The 16,918-nt window shown below is 48.7% G+C and carries 19 protein-coding genes; 8 read left to right on the forward strand and 11 right to left on the reverse strand.

What is annotated here, in order from left to right; translation table 11 throughout:
- The first annotated feature begins 159 nt into the window (after positions 1-159).
- Positions 160-927: a class II glutamine amidotransferase gene (locus ABEA14_RS18775; protein ID WP_345342286.1), complete on the forward strand. Its 768-nt coding sequence runs from the start codon at positions 160-162 to the stop codon at positions 925-927.
- Here the strand turns inward: ABEA14_RS18775 and ABEA14_RS18780 are convergent.
- The 3 genes from ABEA14_RS18780 to purM are packed head-to-tail and all read right to left on the reverse strand — an operon-like array spanning position 893 to position 3,398.
- A complete protein-coding gene (locus ABEA14_RS18780; protein ID WP_345342288.1) occupies positions 893-1,750 on the reverse strand; it encodes a DUF3108 domain-containing protein in 858 nt (285 codons plus the stop codon). The genes ABEA14_RS18775 and ABEA14_RS18780 overlap by 35 nt on opposite strands.
- Positions 1,710-2,351 carry a phosphoribosylglycinamide formyltransferase gene (purN, locus tag ABEA14_RS18785; RefSeq protein ID WP_345342290.1) on the reverse strand — a complete coding sequence of 214 codons (642 nt, stop codon included), beginning with the start codon at positions 2,349-2,351 and terminating at the stop codon, positions 1,710-1,712. Before purN ends, ABEA14_RS18780 begins: the two co-directional genes overlap by 41 nt.
- Positions 2,352-2,357: 6 nt before the next feature.
- Complete coding sequence (purM, locus tag ABEA14_RS18790) at positions 2,358-3,398, reverse strand: phosphoribosylformylglycinamidine cyclo-ligase (RefSeq protein ID WP_345342292.1); 1,041 nt, start codon at positions 3,396-3,398, stop codon at positions 2,358-2,360.
- Between the two features lie 333 nt (positions 3,399-3,731).
- Here purM and ABEA14_RS18795 point away from each other — a divergent pair, with 333 nt between their 5' ends.
- Complete coding sequence (locus ABEA14_RS18795; RefSeq protein ID WP_345342295.1) at positions 3,732-4,733, forward strand: DUF2066 domain-containing protein; 1,002 nt, start codon at positions 3,732-3,734, stop codon at positions 4,731-4,733.
- Positions 4,734-4,759: 26 nt separating this feature from the next.
- On the forward strand, positions 4,760-5,461 hold the full coding sequence (hda, locus tag ABEA14_RS18800) for a DnaA inactivator Hda (RefSeq protein WP_345342297.1): 702 nt from the start codon (positions 4,760-4,762) through the stop codon (positions 5,459-5,461).
- A gap of 36 nt (positions 5,462-5,497) precedes the next feature.
- Here hda and ABEA14_RS18805 read toward each other — a convergent pair whose 3' ends face one another.
- The 4 genes from ABEA14_RS18805 to bepA are packed head-to-tail and all read right to left on the reverse strand — an operon-like array spanning position 5,498 to position 9,646.
- Positions 5,498-7,381 (reverse strand): hypothetical protein, encoded by a 1,884-nt coding sequence (locus tag ABEA14_RS18805; protein WP_345342299.1) that lies wholly within the window; start codon positions 7,379-7,381, stop codon positions 5,498-5,500.
- Between the two features lie 4 nt (positions 7,382-7,385).
- Positions 7,386-7,790 (reverse strand): DUF2069 domain-containing protein, encoded by a 405-nt coding sequence (locus tag ABEA14_RS18810; RefSeq protein WP_345342301.1) that lies wholly within the window; start codon positions 7,788-7,790, stop codon positions 7,386-7,388.
- Positions 7,791-7,814: 24 nt separating this feature from the next.
- Positions 7,815-8,162, reverse strand: coding sequence for an arsenate reductase (glutaredoxin) (gene arsC, locus ABEA14_RS18815; RefSeq protein WP_345342303.1), 348 nt, complete (start codon positions 8,160-8,162; stop codon positions 7,815-7,817).
- 26 nt (positions 8,163-8,188) lie between these two features.
- On the reverse strand, positions 8,189-9,646 hold the full coding sequence (gene bepA / locus ABEA14_RS18820; protein WP_465252818.1) for a beta-barrel assembly-enhancing protease: 1,458 nt from the start codon (positions 9,644-9,646) through the stop codon (positions 8,189-8,191).
- A 119-nt stretch (positions 9,647-9,765) separates the two neighbouring features.
- Here bepA and ABEA14_RS18825 point away from each other — a divergent pair, with 119 nt between their 5' ends.
- Together ABEA14_RS18825 and ABEA14_RS18830 are read left to right on the forward strand one after the other, a co-directional pair.
- Positions 9,766-10,026, forward strand: a complete 261-nt coding sequence (locus ABEA14_RS18825) for a sulfurtransferase TusA family protein (RefSeq protein WP_345342307.1) — start codon at positions 9,766-9,768, stop codon at positions 10,024-10,026.
- A 27-nt stretch (positions 10,027-10,053) separates the two neighbouring features.
- A complete protein-coding gene (locus ABEA14_RS18830; protein WP_345342309.1) occupies positions 10,054-11,145 on the forward strand; it encodes an AI-2E family transporter in 1,092 nt (363 codons plus the stop codon).
- A 52-nt stretch (positions 11,146-11,197) separates the two neighbouring features.
- Here ABEA14_RS18830 and bcp read toward each other — a convergent pair whose 3' ends face one another.
- Positions 11,198-11,665 (reverse strand): thioredoxin-dependent thiol peroxidase, encoded by a 468-nt coding sequence (gene bcp, locus ABEA14_RS18835; RefSeq protein ID WP_345342311.1) that lies wholly within the window; start codon positions 11,663-11,665, stop codon positions 11,198-11,200.
- 408 nt (positions 11,666-12,073) lie between these two features.
- Here bcp and dapA point away from each other — a divergent pair, with 408 nt between their 5' ends.
- Genes dapA through purC form a run of 3 tightly spaced genes read left to right on the forward strand, consistent with a single transcriptional unit; the run spans position 12,074 to position 14,819 of the window.
- Complete coding sequence (dapA, locus tag ABEA14_RS18840; protein WP_345342313.1) at positions 12,074-12,952, forward strand: 4-hydroxy-tetrahydrodipicolinate synthase; 879 nt, start codon at positions 12,074-12,076, stop codon at positions 12,950-12,952.
- Complete coding sequence (gene bamC, locus ABEA14_RS18845) at positions 12,952-14,079, forward strand: NlpB/DapX family lipoprotein (RefSeq protein WP_345342315.1); 1,128 nt, start codon at positions 12,952-12,954, stop codon at positions 14,077-14,079. Before dapA ends, bamC begins: the two co-directional genes overlap by 1 nt.
- Positions 14,080-14,105: 26 nt before the next feature.
- Positions 14,106-14,819, forward strand: a complete 714-nt coding sequence (purC, locus tag ABEA14_RS18850; RefSeq protein WP_345342317.1) for a phosphoribosylaminoimidazolesuccinocarboxamide synthase — start codon at positions 14,106-14,108, stop codon at positions 14,817-14,819.
- A 70-nt stretch (positions 14,820-14,889) separates the two neighbouring features.
- Here purC and ABEA14_RS18855 read toward each other — a convergent pair whose 3' ends face one another.
- Genes ABEA14_RS18855 through dapE form a run of 3 tightly spaced genes read right to left on the reverse strand, consistent with a single transcriptional unit; the run spans position 14,890 to position 16,917 of the window.
- Positions 14,890-15,102, reverse strand: coding sequence for a DUF2897 family protein (locus ABEA14_RS18855; protein WP_345342319.1), 213 nt, complete (start codon positions 15,100-15,102; stop codon positions 14,890-14,892).
- On the reverse strand, positions 15,099-15,794 hold the full coding sequence (locus ABEA14_RS18860; RefSeq protein WP_345342321.1) for a M15 family metallopeptidase: 696 nt from the start codon (positions 15,792-15,794) through the stop codon (positions 15,099-15,101). The genes ABEA14_RS18855 and ABEA14_RS18860 overlap by 4 nt, the downstream gene beginning before the upstream one ends.
- Positions 15,784-16,917 (reverse strand): succinyl-diaminopimelate desuccinylase, encoded by a 1,134-nt coding sequence (gene dapE / locus ABEA14_RS18865; protein ID WP_345342323.1) that lies wholly within the window; start codon positions 16,915-16,917, stop codon positions 15,784-15,786. The genes ABEA14_RS18860 and dapE overlap by 11 nt, the downstream gene beginning before the upstream one ends.
- Between the last annotated feature and the right edge of the window lies 1 nt (position 16,918).

Here is a 16,918-nt window from a genome sequence, read left to right on the forward strand (position 1 = left end):
ACTGCATGAAATTTATGATCTTAATTTTTCAAGTGAAAAAGTGACGGCCATCACTCTTTTTTTTGGGGAGGGGAGGTGCTTCATCGCCAAAGGTGAGTAACCCTGATTCTTGTAGTAGAATCTGCTCCCCCCAAATAACGAGGCCGATGTTTAGCTGCTATGTGTGAATTGCTTGGAATGAGTGCCAATGTGCCGACCGATATCTGTTTTAGCTTTTCGGGTTTGATGCAGAGAGGTGGCAATACCGGTCCTCATACAGACGGTTGGGGCATCACATTTTATGAAGGGAAAGGATGCCGCAGCTTTAAAGATGCGCAACCCGCGGCCGAGTCAAAAATTGCTCAACTTGTGCAAAGCTATCCGATTAAGAGCTGTGCCGTGATAGGGCATATTCGGCAGGCTAATCGTGGTGGCATCTGTCTGGAAAACACTCACCCGTTTACTCGAGAGTTATGGGGGCGTTCATGGACGTTTGCTCACAATGGTCAATTGTCCGGCTACAAAAAGTTGGAAGTAGGTGATTTTACCCCCGTGGGCGATACGGACAGCGAGCGCGCGTTTTGCTTTATCCTCAACGCGTTAACGGCTAAATATCGTCGAAAGCCTGGCAATATGTCAGCGGTATTCAAATACATTGCGTCGTTGTGTGACCAGTTGCGAGAGCTGGGCGTTTACAACATGTTGCTAACAGATGGTGATTACCTGATGGCTTACTGCAGCAATAATCTGCACTGGCTAACCCGCAAGGCGCCATTTGGCGAAGCGGTATTGAAAGATCAGGATTGGCAGTTGGATTTTAAACAGGAAACCACGCCCAATGATGTGGTAACCGTCTTTGCGACGCAGCCACTGACTACCAATGAGTCCTGGCACAAGATGCAGCCTGGCGAATTTACTCTTTTCCGCCAGGGGCAGCAGTTAATCTGAGTTCCTGCTTTAGCTCTGGGTTAGCGCCTTCAGCCAACCACTCAAATTTACTGATTTGAAGATCGGCTTGCTCAGAGCCGCTTTTTGCCTGCCATATTCTTGCGACAACGTAGCCGTAATCCTTGGCCAACCAAACGAATGTCTGGCGCTTTTTACTGCTTCTTACCCGCTCTAACTTGACGGTGTTGATATCGCCCATAGGGGTTGTTAGCTGTTCTTCACCTACAACGCGATAGCGATAGTGTTTGTTTTCTCCGTTCATTATCAGTGGGTAGCTGGCGTCAGACTCTCCACTCGCGATATCTCGCATCATCTGAAACTGGTAGCTGGCACCGTCCAGGATCCCATCTTCATAGACCGCTTCAAATTCATCATAGTCGCCAAACTCTTTGACTTTTTTAAGGCGATGGTCGAATCCCACCAAAGATAGAAAGTCAGGACCGGTGCCTTCACGAGACTGGCGGTACTGAATAGGAGTGACACGATCCGGATGAACTTCAAACCAGCTTTTTTCGTTCCGCTTGTCAGATAAAAAAAGCCAGCTGATGTTTGTCTCTGTCTCTAAATACCACAGATTATCCTCGACCTGCTTGAGTGTGCGTTTGCCTGAACCGTACTCGCTACCGCCGCGAAACACTTTGTATTCAGCATGGTAGGGGCGAACAGGGGCGGGCGCTTCTGATGTCGTGGCGATATCGGCTTCGGCAGTGGGTTTTGAAGACGCAAACACAGCACAAGAAGCGGTAGCAAAAAAAAGGGCGCTAATAAGCGCCCTGATAGTGTTAGTCGTTGGCATAACCATCTGGCGGCAATCTGTTTTCATCCAGTATCGCTGCTCCGTCGCTCATCGACAAGCGTTGCGCAGCAAACCATGACACAACCAGTGGATAGATCTGGTGCTCCTGCTCATGCACTCGTGCTGCAAGATCTTCAGCAGTATCATCTTCAAATACTGGCACTCGGGCTTGCAGAGCTACAGGTCCGCCATCGAGCTCTTCGGTCACAAAATGCACTGAAGCGCCATGTTCTTTGTCGCCAGCATCAATGGCTCGTTGATGTGTATTCAAGCCTTGATACTTTGGTAACAAAGAAGGATGGATATTGAGCATCCTGCCTTGATAATGGCTGACAAACTCAGGCGTAAGAATACGCATAAAACCAGCGAGTACCAGAAGGTCTGGTTGATAGTTATCCAGCAACGCCATTAATGCCTGATCGTATGCTTCTCTGCTATCAAACCCTTTGTGATCCAATACCTCTGTTGTAATCGCAGCGGTTTTAGCACGCTCGAGGCCAAAGGCGTCTTCGCGATTGCTTACTGCTGCCACAATCTCAGCGCCACCTTGTAAGTGGCACTTGTCTATGATCGCTTGAAGGTTGCTACCATTGCCTGAGAACAGAACTATGATTCGACAGTTCGACATTCAGGCTTACACCATCTCGACTTGTTCTTCATCGCCGTTTCTAGCAGCAATATCACCGACAACCCAGGCGTTTTCGCCTGCTGCGTTCAGCGCTTCAACCGCAGCATCTGCATCTGCAGCAGGTAGTGCGATTACCAAGCCGACACCACAGTTGAAGGTACGATACATCTCGTGGGTTTCAACGTTGCCGTTTTCTTGTAACCAGTTGAAGATGGCTGGCCACTCCCAACTATTCGCATCCACAACAGCTTTACAGTTTTCAGGCAATACACGTGGAATGTTTTCCCAGAAACCGCCACCTGTGATGTGAGAAATAGCGTGGATATCAAGTTTTTCCATCAGCGCTAGGACAGGCTTAACATAGATGCGCGTAGGTGCCAGCAAAGCATCGGCCAGCGTGCCTTCGCCAAACGCTTGCTGAGTATCCGCACCACTTACTTCGAGGATTTTGCGAACCAACGAGTAGCCATTGGAGTGGGGGCCTGATGAGGCAAGCGCGATCAGTTTGTCACCTGCTGCAACTTTGGTGCCGTCAATAACTTTCGATTTTTCAGCCACACCGACACAGAAGCCAGCCAAATCGTAGTCATCACCTTCGTACATGCCTGGCATTTCCGCAGTTTCGCCGCCAATCAGCGCAGCGCCGGCCATCGCACAGCCATCACCGATGCCAGATACAACATCAGCTGCGGTATCAACATTGAGCTTGCCAGTGGCGAAGTAATCAAGGAAGAACAGAGGTTCAGCACCCTGCACGATCAGATCGTTAACACACATAGCAACCAGATCAACACCGACACCGCTGTGACGGTTAAGGTCGATAGCCAGACGCAATTTGGTACCAACACCATCAGTACCGCTTACCAATACAGGCTCTTTGTATTTTTTAGGCAGTTCACACAGAGCGCCAAATCCACCGAGGCCACCCAGTACTTCTGGGCGTGAGGTACGCTTTGCAACGCCCTTAATTCGGTCTACCAACGCGTTACCGGCATCAATGTCTACACCGGCATCCTTATAACTGAGTGATTGCTTTTGTTCGCTCACAACTGCCTCGTTTGAGTATGGGGTCAGAAATTGGGCGCAATTCTAGCAGAGCATTGCGATGAAAGGGAGCAACTTACTCATACAGGAGGCTCTTTTCTGACCAATCAAGCTGTTCAGGTCACTTTGCTTACTAACCGTGGTGCCGATCAACTGCCTATATTGTTAGGAAACGCGGTCGTGAAGGTATGAATGTGAGTTGAAAGATCCGCAGTGGCTTACAGTTCATTTCTTCATTGTTATGGTATGATGCCGCAGCAAATCATAGGACGGGTGAAGTCAGTGGTTAACAGACGGATTTTCAGGCTATTTTTGGCGATATTTAGTGCAGGATTCATGTTCAGTGCGCTTGCGGTGGAGGTGAGCCACCTTTATCGGGTTGACGTACCGGTGCAGGAGAAATCCAATGCACAGATGCAGGCATCGCAAAAGACGGCATTTGAGCAAGTACTGGTTCGTGTCGGCGGTACCGATGCCGTACTGGACAATCCGTTGGTAAAGTCACAATTAGTAAAAGCTCAGGATTACATGCTGCAGTTTGGGTATCAGGAACTTGAGCAGACGGTCATGCGTGCTGAGTTTGATGCTGAACGTGTTAACAGACTTCTACGTCAGGCAAATGAAGGTGTATGGGGTAATCGTCGTCCTTTGGTTATGGTTTGGCTGGTAGAGGAAGAAGGCGGTAATCGCACTATCATCAATGACAGTGCCAGCTCTGATTTACCGGCGTTAATTAAACACACCTCAGATGTACGGGGATTGCCAACACTTCTGCCTCTGATGGATCTGGATGACGCTATGCAAGTGTCTGTTTCCGATGTTTGGGGACGCTTTCAGTCTCCACTGGCGCAAGCGTCAAGCCGTTATGCCGCTGATGCCATGGTAGTAGCTAAATTGTTTCAAGCTGGTGAGAGCTGGGTATTGGATTGGCAACTGTTAACACTGCCTGATATGCAGACTCTTGATGGCTTTGGTACTGGTCAGGTATCAGGAACGAAAGAGGAAGTGATGCCAGCGATGGTAAATCAGTTAGCGGATCAGTTTGCTGGTATTTATGCTGTAAAAGGTGGGTCATTGGCGTCAGACTCGCTCACTATTACGGTCGTCAATGTTGAGCAACCGGATGTTTATGTTGAAGTGATGAAACAGCTCGCATCGCTGACACAAGTGTCTTCTGTTGAGTTGGTACGTTTGAATGGCACGCGTGCTGAGTTTCGACTGGGATTGCTGGGAGATGTCGCTTCAGTGTTAGCTGCGATTGAGCTGGACGAGCACCTTGTTCCTGTGGCTGCAGAAGAGATAACAGAAGAAAGCCGCGACTATGCTTGGCTGCCTTAGTATTTAAAAGTGGGTAAGAGAACCTTTTGACAGAGTTCAACCAACAGCTGCCGCTGGCTCTCAATCTGCCGGATGATGAGACTTTCGAAAGTTTCCACACAGCCGGAAATGAAGCTGCGGTAGCGCATCTGCAAAATTACCTGCAAGAATCCGGTCGTCCCATTTTTGTTTGGGGTGGGGAGGGCGCAGGTAAGACCCATCTGCTACATGCCGCTTGCGCAAATATTAGCCAGAGTGGCCTCCAATACGCGTATCTTCCAATGACACAGGCTGGGCAATTAAGTCCCGCTATGTGTGATGGGTTAGAGCTGGTTGACCTTATTGCTATCGACGATATCGATAAGATCGCTGGTCAGCCAGAATGGGAGAGAGCGCTGTTTGATCTATACAATCGTGTTGGTGAACAGGGCAAAGCACGCTTAGTTTTATCCAGTTCGACATCACCGGTAAATGGTCAGTTTGATTTACCTGATCTTGTATCCCGTCTCAATTGGGGCACGGTTTATATGCTTAGTGTCCTGGATGACGAGCAGAAAATCCGTATGTTGATGCAACGAGCTAAAATCCGTGGCATGAAGATGCCTGATGAAGTGGCTCGCTTTCTGCTGACGCGGCTCGACAGAGACATGGTTGCGCTGAATAGAGCGCTGGATCAGTTGGATCGGGCCTCTATGGTTGCCCAGCGTCGCCTTACGGTTCCTTTCGTTAAACAGGCGTTGTCCCTTTAGGACGCTTTGCTATTCTCAATTATTGTTATTAATTCACTATTGCTGAGGTAATGGCTTGCCATGCAGCCTCAAGCGCTCAATCGGTAGATTTTTGTTGGCGCTGGCATCGAGGCTATTCAAACGTAATGGACTTGGAGTCAGCTCAAGGTTTTCAACCCAGTTGTCGCCCGCGCGCATAGGTATGGGAGTGCTCAAGCTGTCAGCAATCTCTTGCTGGCCCAGGCTGGGCAGAATATTACTTTGAACCCAAAACGCTCTGGAGGTTATCCAGGGTTCTGCGACTCTGCCACGTTGCCCCCAGGTCACCACATAGTCTTCAGCGACTGCGTCAGTACCTGGATTGTTTGTTACTGATACATCTCTGAACAATCCCAATCGATATTGAAGCATCAACTCTTCAAACAGCATGGCAAAGTCTTCTCGCTCAGTACTGTAGCTATAGAAATCTATTGCCTTATCGGGTGGAAACAGCTGGGCGATATCATCGGGAAGCAAGGCCTCCTGCTCTGGCGTTGCCTCGGCTCCACGAAAGGCTACCTGCGCTAACTCTTCCATCTCTTCAGATTGTAATGGATCCGTTTGTTTCAGAGTTTCTGATAGCCAGGTTAGCTTTAACGTTGCAGACAGGGCTGAATCCTGAGGTGATAGATTGGCATGTTCGCTGGGAGGGAAGAAATCATTGGCATGGGCCAACTCATGATAAAGCAATGCGCTGAAGCGATAGCTCAGATCTTCTATGGCTCTGCTGTCTCTGTTTGTGCGAGGGATAGAGCGATAAGCATATTGGTTGTCTTTGGTATAGCGCCAAAGCATATCGAACTGAAGTGTTTGGCCAAAGCCACTTCTATAGTCTGGTTGCTGGTTAATAAAATCTCGCTGCTGCGCTGTTCGCCAGAGGTTTTCTGCATCGAGGTAAATGGCGCCAGTCGCAGCCCAGTAAAAAGAAGGACGAATGTCATAACTGATAACGACAGCGGTCACAGCAGACAGAAGTTGATGAAAGTCATCGTGTTGCTGCGCATTCAAGAAGTCCTTAAACGCTTCTCCCATCCATTGGTGTGAGACCAGTACGCGGTCCATTATTTGATCCGTAGTCGGAGCGCTTGCACCTTGTCTCATTGCATCCTCAGCAAGCAACGGCAATTGTTCCAACAGGCAGCTACTGGTGAGCTGATTGTTATAGGCACAGCGACTCAAGGAGGCGCTGTAAGCGCTTTCCGTGAAAGGAGTTACATCTGCCACTGGATCATCGAAGTAAGCGTTGTCGGGAATCGATTCGGCAGGCAGTACCTGAACCCATGCGGTGTCTGAAACCATTTGACCCTGAAGCTCTGCTGTCGCCTCAAATGCCAATATCACAGGCTCTGCAATGCTTGGTGCTGTGACAAAAAGCAGTTCGTTATCAGCATCGAGCAAAACAGTAGGACCATCTGTTTGTTGCCAGTTTACTTCTTCAAGCTGAGTACCATCTGACAGCTCAGCTCGCAAAGAAAACTCAGTACCTTCGATAACCGTTCTGTCTTGGCGCACAACGAAGGGCAAATCAAGGTTGCCAACTTCACTGCTAAACGAAATAGTTTCTGAGCTGGCCTCGCCATTCTTTTGATACGTTATCTCGAAACTATAATCACCAGCCGAGGATGCCAGCGAGAGCCCCAGCAAGCCTTGTGACTCATCGATAACCTCCAGGGGGGGGCCCGACAGTTGCCGCCAAGTGGCTGATTGCGGATCTACACCGTCCAGGTATAGCGCGATACTGCCAGAGGAAGTGATCTGCCCAGACTGCAGAATCTGTATGTCAGTCGAAGCTGGAGGCGTTTCCGGTATGTCATTTTCCCCCCCACTTCCACCGCCACCACCACATCCACTGAGAAGTGCAATCATCATTGCCGCAGATATGAGTGGTTGGCGACAGTTCATACAGCTACTCCTTCACCTTTTTTTCTTTTCTCTTCTTGAGGCCCAACCCGAGCTCGCGACCTCGATACTTAGCGTAGTAAATCGAACCCAAGAAAGCGCCTGTACTCAATGCTATTTCGACTGCGGCCCACAAAGCTTCTCCGGGATTGGAGTAGATCGCCGTTAGGCCATGTCCCATGTAAAACACGATGATAAAATTTGCCCAAGCGTAAGTGTAGGGTTTGCCTTTTATCAGCCCTGGCAATGGGAACCAAAGAGGTAACCAGCCAACACCTATGATAAAGCCTATCGACATGTCAGGGTGAGGGGCGAGAACGAGGTGCCAAAGAGGGACCCAGGCAAATAGCCCCAGATAACAAACAAGCGCCAGTCTCTGCAGTTGGCGTGTTTTGGGTTGCATTTCTGTCATAGAGATAACTACTGCGTGAGAGCCTCAGAGGATCGCCAGCACTTGTTCGGGTGGGCGGCCAAGCGCTGCTTTCTCACCTTTGATCACGATAGGGCGCTCAATCAATTTGGGGGTGGTATGCATCGCTTCGATCAGCTTAGCGTCATCAGTCACACTGGCCAGCGCAAGCTCTTTATACTCAGCTTCTTTGGTTCGCATAAGCTCGCGTGGAGACAGACCCAGCTTAGTGAGAATGGAGGCCAGTTCTTGCTCGCTAGGAGGTGTCTGCAGATATAGTACGACTTCAGGAGTAATTCCCTGCGCTTCCAGCAGCTTAAGCGTCTCGCGTGACTTTGAGCAGCGAGGATTATGATAAATGGTAATGTCACTCATATCTGATTTCTTTCTGTTCTTGTGAATTACAGGTTCTTCACTTGTGTATCAAGCTCTCGAAGCTGGCGGATCCTTTCTTCGATTTTTGACTGCTCAATGACGTTGCCTTCAAGTAGTGGGTGGGCCTGATGCAACTCCTTCACAGCACGGTTAAAAGCCCCTACTAAGGCGTACTGCTCCGCTTTTGCCTGGTGCATTTGAGGCTGTTTACCAGCGCCTTGGTATGCGCGAACCATCATACCGTAAACCAGTGTATTGTTCTTATCGTGAGGCTGATACTTTTCGAGGACTGCTGTCGCTTCTTTAAACTTGCGCTGCTCCAGGTAAACGGACGCCAAGTTGATGTTAATGACACTGCTGTCAGGTCTTAACTTCTGCTCTTTAAGTAAGCGTTGCTCCGCTTTGTCGTAACGCCTCGCTTTGGTGTCAAGATCGGTCAGCGTGTCTATGTAATAAAGGTTGCTTGGATCGTTGCTATGCAAGCGATCAAGTATCTCTTTGGCCTTGGCGTCTTGGCCTGCATCAGTCAGAGCAAGCGCAAGGCCATACTCGGCAGCAGCTTTTTCATTGTATGTCTGCTTTTGCAGCATACGTTGGAAAATGTTCAGAATTACTTGCGGCTTTTCTGGGTTGTACCTGACCATAACCCGAGCTTTAGCCAGCTCGAAAGCCAAAGAACTGTTATGCGCAGGTTTTGGATACTGTTGAGCTCGGTTTCTGGAGTCGGCGATTCGCGATTCCGGTAATGGGTGAGTAAGCAGCATTTGGGGCGGTTTACTGGAAAAACGGTATCTTTCAGCCATTTTTCCAAAAAAATCTGGCATGCCCTGAGGATCAAAACCTGATGCTGCCAGGTTTTTCATTCCTATTCGGTCTGCCTCTTCTTCGTTAGAGCGAGTGTAATTGATGCTGCCTTGCTGGCTCGCAGCCATTGTCCCGCTCAAGCCAGCCATCCCTGCCGTTGGATTAACAATCGCCAGTAGGATAGAACCCGCTATCGCGGCCATGGTTGCTGGCGCAGCTTTGGCCTGCGCTTCCATCATGCGGGCTAGGTGTCGTTGAGTGACGTGCGCGATTTCGTGAGCAAATACAGAAGCGATTTCACTTTCTGTTTCGGCATACAGGAAGAGTCCGGTATGAATCCCGATGTGGCCACCGAAAAATGCAAACGCGTTAATTTCAGGATTGTTGACGACAAAGAAAGTAAATGGAAAGTTTATGTCACTTGCATTGCGGAGCAATCGGTAGCCTAGCTCCTGCACATAATCGCTCAACAGGGGATCGCTCACCAAAGGCTGCGTACCGCGCATTTGGCGCATGTAAAAATCGCCAATGACAGCTTCTTTTTGCAGCGAGAGCGTACCAACAGCGGCTGTGCCTATATCTGGCAGATTATCAGCATGCCCCGTAGAAGTGGTGCCCAACGAAAAAATGAGCGCTGCCGTAATCGCGCTTGTTTTGAATTTTGGAAACAGCTTTTTCAACGCAAGTATTGAAGGTTTCAGACTGACACCTTTCGATTATTTTCTGTTTATTGGTTACAGTAACGCGAGAGCTACTCGAAGTCTACGATAGGCTCCTGCAATATAAGGGGCTTTGTCGGATGCCAGACTGTCATGATTTCAAGAAGTACGTGAGCGAAAATCAGTTTGTTTTAAATTTGGGTGGTGTGCGGTGTCCTGCCGCTTTGATCGAGGCAAAGCTGGCACTGAGAGAAATGGTGCCGGGGCAGCAGCTGGTTATTCTTGATGCTGACATGACTTCTATTTCAGATATTTCCAGTTTCGCAGAAGCTAAGGGGTATGTGGTTAGCCCACAGCAATGCGACACCGATTCACCGACCATAACCATTACCAAGATGTAACTACATCTTAAAAGGAGCGCTGTTTAAATGCTGGAGATGCTTAATCGATGGTACCGGCGGAAGTTTTCTGATCCCGCAGCGGTTACATTGAGTTTCATTTTGTTATCTGGCTTCGCCATTATCTATTTTTTTGGTGGATTGCTGGCGCCTATTCTTACCGCCATAGTGATTGCGTTCCTCCTTGAGTGGCCAGTTAGTCAGCTATCTAAGCGTGGACTACCCAGGGGGCTTTCTGCCTCGCTGGTATTGATGTCTTTCGTTGGTGTCTCGTTGCTGGTGATACTTGTTGCTGTGCCCATTATCTGGCAGCAGGCTTTTAATCTGGTGAAAGAGCTTCCCAGCATGATTGGAGAAGCGCAAATTTACCTGTCTGCGCTACCTGAAAAGTACCCCGGGTTAATTCAGGTTGAACAGATAGATAATTTGATGGCGACCCTGAGGACAAAAATTATTGAGATGGGAGAGGGCATTATTTCAATGTCTCTGAACTCTTTGGTCTCTTTGGTTGCGTTGTTGGTTTATGCCATCCTGGTGCCTTTGCTACTGTTTTTCTTCCTCAAAGACAAAGATATTCTACTTAGCAGCCTCGATCGTTTTCTGCCGACCAATCGTGACCTGGCTTACCAGGTGGGTCGCGAAATGAACGGTCAGATAATGAATTACATTCGCGGCAAAGTGATTGAGATACTGATCGTGGGTGGTGCCAGCTACATTACTTTCGTGGTAATGGATCTCAGATATCCAGCTTTGCTGGGGCTCCTTGTTGGGTTCAGCGTATTAATCCCCTACATAGGCGCGACAGTGGTAACCATTCCTGTCGCGATGGTTGCGTTGTTTCAATGGGGTTTAGGACCCGAGTTCTGGTATCTGATGTTGGCCTACGCCATTATCCAAGTGTTGGATGGTAATGTGTTAGTTCCCATTTTGTTTTCAGAAGCGGTCAACCTTCATCCGGTAGCCATTATTGTCGCAGTGCTGTTTTTCGGCGGCGTATGGGGGTTTTGGGGCGTTTTCTTTGCCATTCCGCTGGCAACCCTTGTGAAGGCGGTGGTTAACGCGTGGCCAACCCATGCCTCTCATGAAGAACCGCCCCCTGATGAAAATGAGGCAAGTGCGTAAACAAAAAAGGCGGTTTTGAACCGCCTTTTTTTAGAAAGCTTTCCCACAATCGTTAATCGTTTAAAGCTGCCAACACCACATCGTGGTGCTCCTTTGTTTTGAACTTATTAAACACATGGGTGATTGTGCCTTTTTCATCTATCAGGAAACTGATACGGTGAATACCATCGTACTCTTTGCCCATAAACTTCTTCAGTCCCCAAACGCCAAATGCATCGGCAACAGCATGATCTTCGTCTGCTAGCAGGGTAAAGTTGAGTTGATCACGTTCAACAAACTTAGCTAGGCGTTTGCTGTTGTCTGGGCTGATCCCCAGAACCACCAAGTTCGCTTCATCCAATTCCGCTTTGCTATCTCTCAGACCACAGGCTTGTACCGTGCAGCCTGGAGTCATTGCTTTTGGATAAAAGTACACCAGCACCTTCTTTGAGCCTTCAAATTGTGCCAGAGATACGGAGTTGCCATCTTGGTCCGGTAACTCAAATGCAGGGGCTTTGTCGCCAGGACTGAGTGTGTTCACTGTCTGATTCTCCCAATTTTTGTAATACCAATCCGAATAAGAATATGAGCTACCAGCGGGAATTTAAACAACTTTAGGCAAGGCAGGTGATTGAAGGCATGGGTGTTCTACGCCGAAATCAGCTAACGCTGCATAAAGGGATTCAAAGTCCGCCCTACGGGTAAGTCTGTGTAAGTCCACTTCTACGTTGCAGCCATTTACAAGAGGGCAACCATTGCTGCATGACTGCGCCTTGAATTGAACTTGCCCAAGCCTCTTGGTTGACCATATCTTGATTCAGATTGGTATGATTTTGTGCGAAACCATTGTTACTTGTAAAAGTTGGCTTTGGATCGCTTGTCATTCGCTTGTCTTATCCGGTCTCGAAAAGTACCATAGTTCGCCTTGATTTTGAGGAGTTAACGCCGAATGTTTGCTGGAAGCATTGTCGCTTTAGTGACACCAATGGATGCTGACGGTGCCGTCGATTTCGATGCACTGCAAAAGCTAGTCGAGTTTCATATTGAGTCAGGTACGAATGGCATAGTTGCCGTTGGTACCACGGGCGAAAGTGCGACACTGAGTTTTGAAGAGCACCTGGGCGTAGTTCGAAAAATAGTTGAGTATGCGGCAGGGCGCATACCTGTGATAGCGGGCACCGGTGCGAATGCGACTGCAGAAGCTATTTATTTAACCAAACAACTTGAAGATTCCGGGATCTCGGGCTGTTTGAGTGTGACTCCCTACTACAACAAACCCACGCAGGAAGGCTTGTACCAGCACTTCAAGGCAATTGCCGAAGCGTCAAGGTTACCTCAAATACTGTATAACGTACCCGGTCGTACTGCGGTTGATCTCTTACCTGAGACTGTCGCCCGTTTAGCCAAGCTTGACAATATTGTTGGTATTAAAGAAGCCACTGGCGATCTTTCTCGTCTGCATGAGATCAAGGCTTTGGTAGATGATGACTTCATTTTACTGAGTGGTGACGATGCGACCGGCAGAGAATTTCTGCTTCAGGGCGGCGATGGTGTTATCTCTGTGACAAACAATCTGGCACCAGCAGCGATGGCTGCCATGTGTAAGCATGCTCGTAGTGGCGAAAAAGCAAAGGCAGCCGCACTGGATGAGCCTTTATCCTTGCTTCACGATAAATTGTTTGTCGAAGCGAACCCTATTCCAGTTAAATGGGCGCTCTATCGAATGGGGCTGATCCCACAACCAGGCTTGCGATTACCTCTCACAACCCTGAGTGACAACGCCCAATCAGAAGTTGAAAAAGCATTAAAGCACGCGGGATTAGTTTAATGAGTGCAAGTGGTATCAAGAAGTTAACGCTAGGAGTTCTTTCTCTGGCGGTCATTACTGGGCTTGCGGGTTGTACTACACCGCAAGAGAGACGTACCGCCAGTGGTGATTTCGAATACCTTAAGGTTCAACCGTCAAGAGGCTTAGCTATCCCAGAGGGGTTGGACACACCAAGCCAAAACCAAGAGTTCTCCGTGGCCGATCTTGAGAAAGCGAGCTCAGCGTATGGCAGAGAACTTGATATTCGAGCGCCTGCGCAGATTTTACCTCTGGTTGAAGGTAGTAAAGTAGCGACTGACGGTGGCCGCATATCCATTGATTTCGAGCTTCAGGAAGAGGGTGGCAACGTTCGGGATGAAGTCTGGCGAGTTCTTTGGGAATATTTTTACGAGAATGGCATTCGCGCTCGCTTTTGGGACAAGGATGGCGGTGTCCTTATTACTGATTGGTTTCATTCTGATGTAGAAATTAGTCCAGATAACAGTTTCTTTGACACGATCACGTTTAGAGAAAAAGAGATTCATATCAGGCAACGCTACATGTTTGCTCTGGACGTAACCCCTAAAGGTGATATTGCAAAGCTAAGTGCTCTGCTCCTCGGGCATGAAGAGACCATCGATAATCGCAAAGTTGCGGATACATTGAGTGATTTGGATAAACGCCGCTATACAGTAAATCTGTTAAATGGTGCTATTGGGCATTATGAATTTAAGAAGCGAGTTGTTGCTCACGAAAAAGAGCAACAGAGATTTAAACCTATAACACTCTCGGTAGGAAAAGACGCTTCAGGTCTGCCAGCTTTTATTGCATCAGCAAAATTTGAACGGACTTGGTCTAGGTTAGCATTAGTACTTTCTGATTTAGGGTTTGTAATTGAGGATAGAAACAAATCTATCGGTACATACTATGTCCGCTACTCTGGCTCACAAAGCTTGTGGGAGTCAATTTGGGGAGATGGCATAGACATTGATATCCCCAAAGCACAATATCAGATATTATTGGGGGACTTGGGGGAGACTACCTCAATTACCTTATTGTCTATTGAAAACAGGCCGGTCAGTGAAGAGCGGTTGGCAGAGATCTATGATGCGCTGTCAGATGCCATGGAACGTGGCGTATTCAATTAATTGGTTTAAGCGGAGCAGATAATCCAATGGAAAAGAAAGCTGAGTTGTACCGTGGTAAAGCAAAGTCTGTTTATGCCACTGAAGATGCAGATCGTTTGGTTTTGCATTTTCGCAACGATACATCCGCTTTTGATGGCGAAAAAGTTGAACAACTTGATCGCAAAGGCATGGTGAACAATAAGTTCAACCACTTCATTATGACTAAGCTGGAAGAGGCGGGTATCCCAACACAAATGGATAGCCTGCTGTCTGATGACGAAGCACTGGTTAAGAAGTTGGACATGATCCCAGTTGAGTGTGTTGTGCGTAATGTCGCTGCAGGTTCTATCTGCCGTCGATTAGGTGTTGAAGAAGGCAAAGATTTGACGCCTCCTACGTTCGAGTTCTTCCTGAAGAACGACGCTCTCCACGACCCTATGGTCAATGAATACCACATCCAGAGCTTTGGTTGGGCGACAGAAGACCAAGTCAGCAAAATGAAAGAGCTGACATTCAGGGTCAACGATGTGCTCAAGGCGCTGTTCGATGAAGCTGGCCTGATTTTGGTTGATTACAAGCTTGAATTTGGCGTATTTAAAGGCGAAATCGTATTGGGTGATGAATTCACTCCTGATGGCTGTCGCCTGTGGGATAAAGAGACTCGTGACAAGCTTGATAAAGACCGCTTCCGCCAGGGCTTGGGCGGCGTCGTTGAAGCGTATGAAGCTGTTGCCGCTCGCTTGGGAGTGACGCTGGACTAAGCGTATTACTACCCAACAAAAAAAGCCCGCTGACATGCGGGCTTTTTTGTATGGAAGCGGTAAGGAGAATTCAAAGTCGTCGAGAAGGCCTCTGTTCAGTCTCCGTTTGGGATGGCGACTTTTTATGGCCGTCTTGGGCCGATGGCTTAATTTGTCTGCCATGCTTTAACTCATCAAGACGCTTATCTAGCTTTACGTTGGCAGTGTGTTTTAGCAGCATGATGTTGCCAACGACTACCCCCAATACACAGGCTATCAGCAGCGCTAATTGCCACCCCGTCATCTGATTGTATTCCAGCGATTGACATTGAATACATACCGATCGAGTAACTCATCTAGTCGTTTGATCACTTGGTCCGCAAGCTCTATTGGGTGGTGGGACAGAAGTTCTGCGATGAGTGCGGGCGTCATAGCGGATAGTGCTGGCTCCGCGACGTCAGCATAACTTAAGTGCCACGGTTCAATGGCCACACCGCCCCGAGCCTTATCATAGGGCCAAAAGAAGCCATAGGAGATAGCGTGAGTTCGCAACCACTGAAAAGTGCTGTGTTGTGGACCTCCAGGCGCGTATTCAGCCGGGATCAGCTGAAACGGTTTATCCCCTTGAGCAATCGGATCATAGAAATCAAAATCCGAGCCCCAATGGTGTCGGCTGGTACCAGGAATTGCAGACCAGTAAAGCAGTGCGTCCAGTTTTTGCTCTGCTGTTAGGCCTAATAGCTCCAGCGGATCGCTATGCGCATCTAACAAGGGGCGTTTGCCTGTTAGCTTTGCGTCCCAAATCGCTTTTTGCCGCGAAAAGTCTCGGTAACCACTTGCTGGTTGCAGGTTGATACCGTCTCGCTGGGCATGGGTCATCATGGACGACAGTGCAGACGTCGCCTCATGATGGGCGAGAATGTCAGTTGACCCGGCGAGGGCCAGGTGGCTGTCATCCAAGCCCGTCAGTTGTGCCTTTGTCAGACTAGTCGACAAGCAGTTTCTCCATGGTCTTAAAGTACATTTCTGTGAGTAGCTCAAGATCCGCGACTTTCACACATTCGTTGACTTTGTGAATGGTTGCATTGCAAGGACCTAGCTCGACCACTTCTGCGCCGGTTGGCGCAATAAAACGACCGTCTGATGTTCCACCTGCAGTCGATAGCTCAGTCGGTGTATGTACGGTCTCGAGAATGGCGGCCTGTACGGCTTCAACCAGCTCGCCTTTGGCAGTTAGGAAAGGCTCACCGTTATAGGTCCACTTCAGGTCGTAATCTAGGCCATGTGCATCAAACAGCGCGTGAACGCGTTCGGTTAAGCCTTTTGAAGTGTTCTCGGTACAGAAGCGAAAATTGAACTGCACATAGAGTTCACCTGGGATCACGTTCGATGCCCCCGTGCCACCGTTGATATTGGATATCTGTAAGCTGGTTGGTGGGAAGAAGTCGTTACCATGGTCCCATATGATCTGACTAAGTTCGGTCAGTGCTGGGGCAGCTTTATGGATTGGGTTTTCTGCTAGATGCGGGTAGGCCACGTGACCTTGATGACCATGTACTGTCAAATCGCCAGTGAGTGAACCTCGCCTGCCATTTTTTACCACGTCACCGCAGTGGTGTGTGCTTGAGGGTTCACCGACAATACACCAGGTGATTTTCTCATTGCGTGCTTCCAACGTATCGATGACCCGCGTTGTACCGTTGATGAACGGTCCTTCTTCGTCGCTGGTGATCAAGTAGGCGATAGAGCCTTTGTGGTCAGGATATTGGTTAACAAATCGCTCCGTAGCCACCAACATGGCAGCAAGGCTACCTTTCATGTCTGCGGCGCCGCGCCCATGTAGATAACCGTCGATGACTTTTGGCTCAAACGGCGGGGTATGCCACTTCTCTTCTGGACCGCTAGGAACCACGTCGGTATGACCAGCGAAACAAAACACCGGCCCGTCAGAGCCCCGTCTAGCCCATAGGTTAGTAGTGTCTTCAAACACCATGGTTTCCAAATCAAATCCGACCTGGCTCAAAAGCTTGCCCATAAACTCCTGACACCCAGCATCTTCTGGGGTAACAGAGCGTCGGCGAATCAGCTCTTTAGCGAGTGATAAAACATCGTTACTCATA

This window comes from Corallincola platygyrae, from assembly GCF_039544265.1.
GTDB classification, from domain to species: Bacteria; Pseudomonadota; Gammaproteobacteria; order Enterobacterales; family Neiellaceae; genus Corallincola; species Corallincola platygyrae.

Excerpts from the sequence above, each read along its gene's own strand:
- ABEA14_RS18855 (WP_345342319.1), bottom strand. The coding sequence starts at position 15,102 with ATGACGGGGTGGCAATTAGCGCTGCTGATAGCCTGTGTATTGGGGGTA.
- ABEA14_RS18810 (WP_345342301.1), bottom strand. The coding sequence starts at position 7,790 with ATGACAGAAATGCAACCCAAAACACGCCAACTGCAGAGACTGGCGCTT.
- ABEA14_RS18795 (WP_345342295.1), top strand. The coding sequence starts at position 3,732 with ATGTTCAGTGCGCTTGCGGTGGAGGTGAGCCACCTTTATCGGGTTGAC.
- arsC (WP_345342303.1), bottom strand. The coding sequence starts at position 8,162 with ATGAGTGACATTACCATTTATCATAATCCTCGCTGCTCAAAGTCACGC.
- ABEA14_RS18825 (WP_345342307.1), top strand. The coding sequence starts at position 9,766 with ATGCCAGACTGTCATGATTTCAAGAAGTACGTGAGCGAAAATCAGTTT.
- bamC (WP_345342315.1), top strand. The coding sequence starts at position 12,952 with ATGAGTGCAAGTGGTATCAAGAAGTTAACGCTAGGAGTTCTTTCTCTG.
- purC (WP_345342317.1), top strand. The coding sequence starts at position 14,106 with ATGGAAAAGAAAGCTGAGTTGTACCGTGGTAAAGCAAAGTCTGTTTAT.
- ABEA14_RS18775 (WP_345342286.1), top strand. The coding sequence starts at position 160 with ATGTGTGAATTGCTTGGAATGAGTGCCAATGTGCCGACCGATATCTGT.
- ABEA14_RS18780 (WP_345342288.1), bottom strand. The coding sequence starts at position 1,750 with ATGAAAACAGATTGCCGCCAGATGGTTATGCCAACGACTAACACTATC.
- dapE (WP_345342323.1), bottom strand. The coding sequence starts at position 16,917 with ATGAGTAACGATGTTTTATCACTCGCTAAAGAGCTGATTCGCCGACGC.
- dapA (WP_345342313.1), top strand. The coding sequence starts at position 12,074 with ATGTTTGCTGGAAGCATTGTCGCTTTAGTGACACCAATGGATGCTGAC.
- ABEA14_RS18805 (WP_345342299.1), bottom strand. The coding sequence starts at position 7,381 with ATGAACTGTCGCCAACCACTCATATCTGCGGCAATGATGATTGCACTT.
- purN (WP_345342290.1), bottom strand. The coding sequence starts at position 2,351 with ATGTCGAACTGTCGAATCATAGTTCTGTTCTCAGGCAATGGTAGCAAC.
- ABEA14_RS18830 (WP_345342309.1), top strand. The coding sequence starts at position 10,054 with ATGCTGGAGATGCTTAATCGATGGTACCGGCGGAAGTTTTCTGATCCC.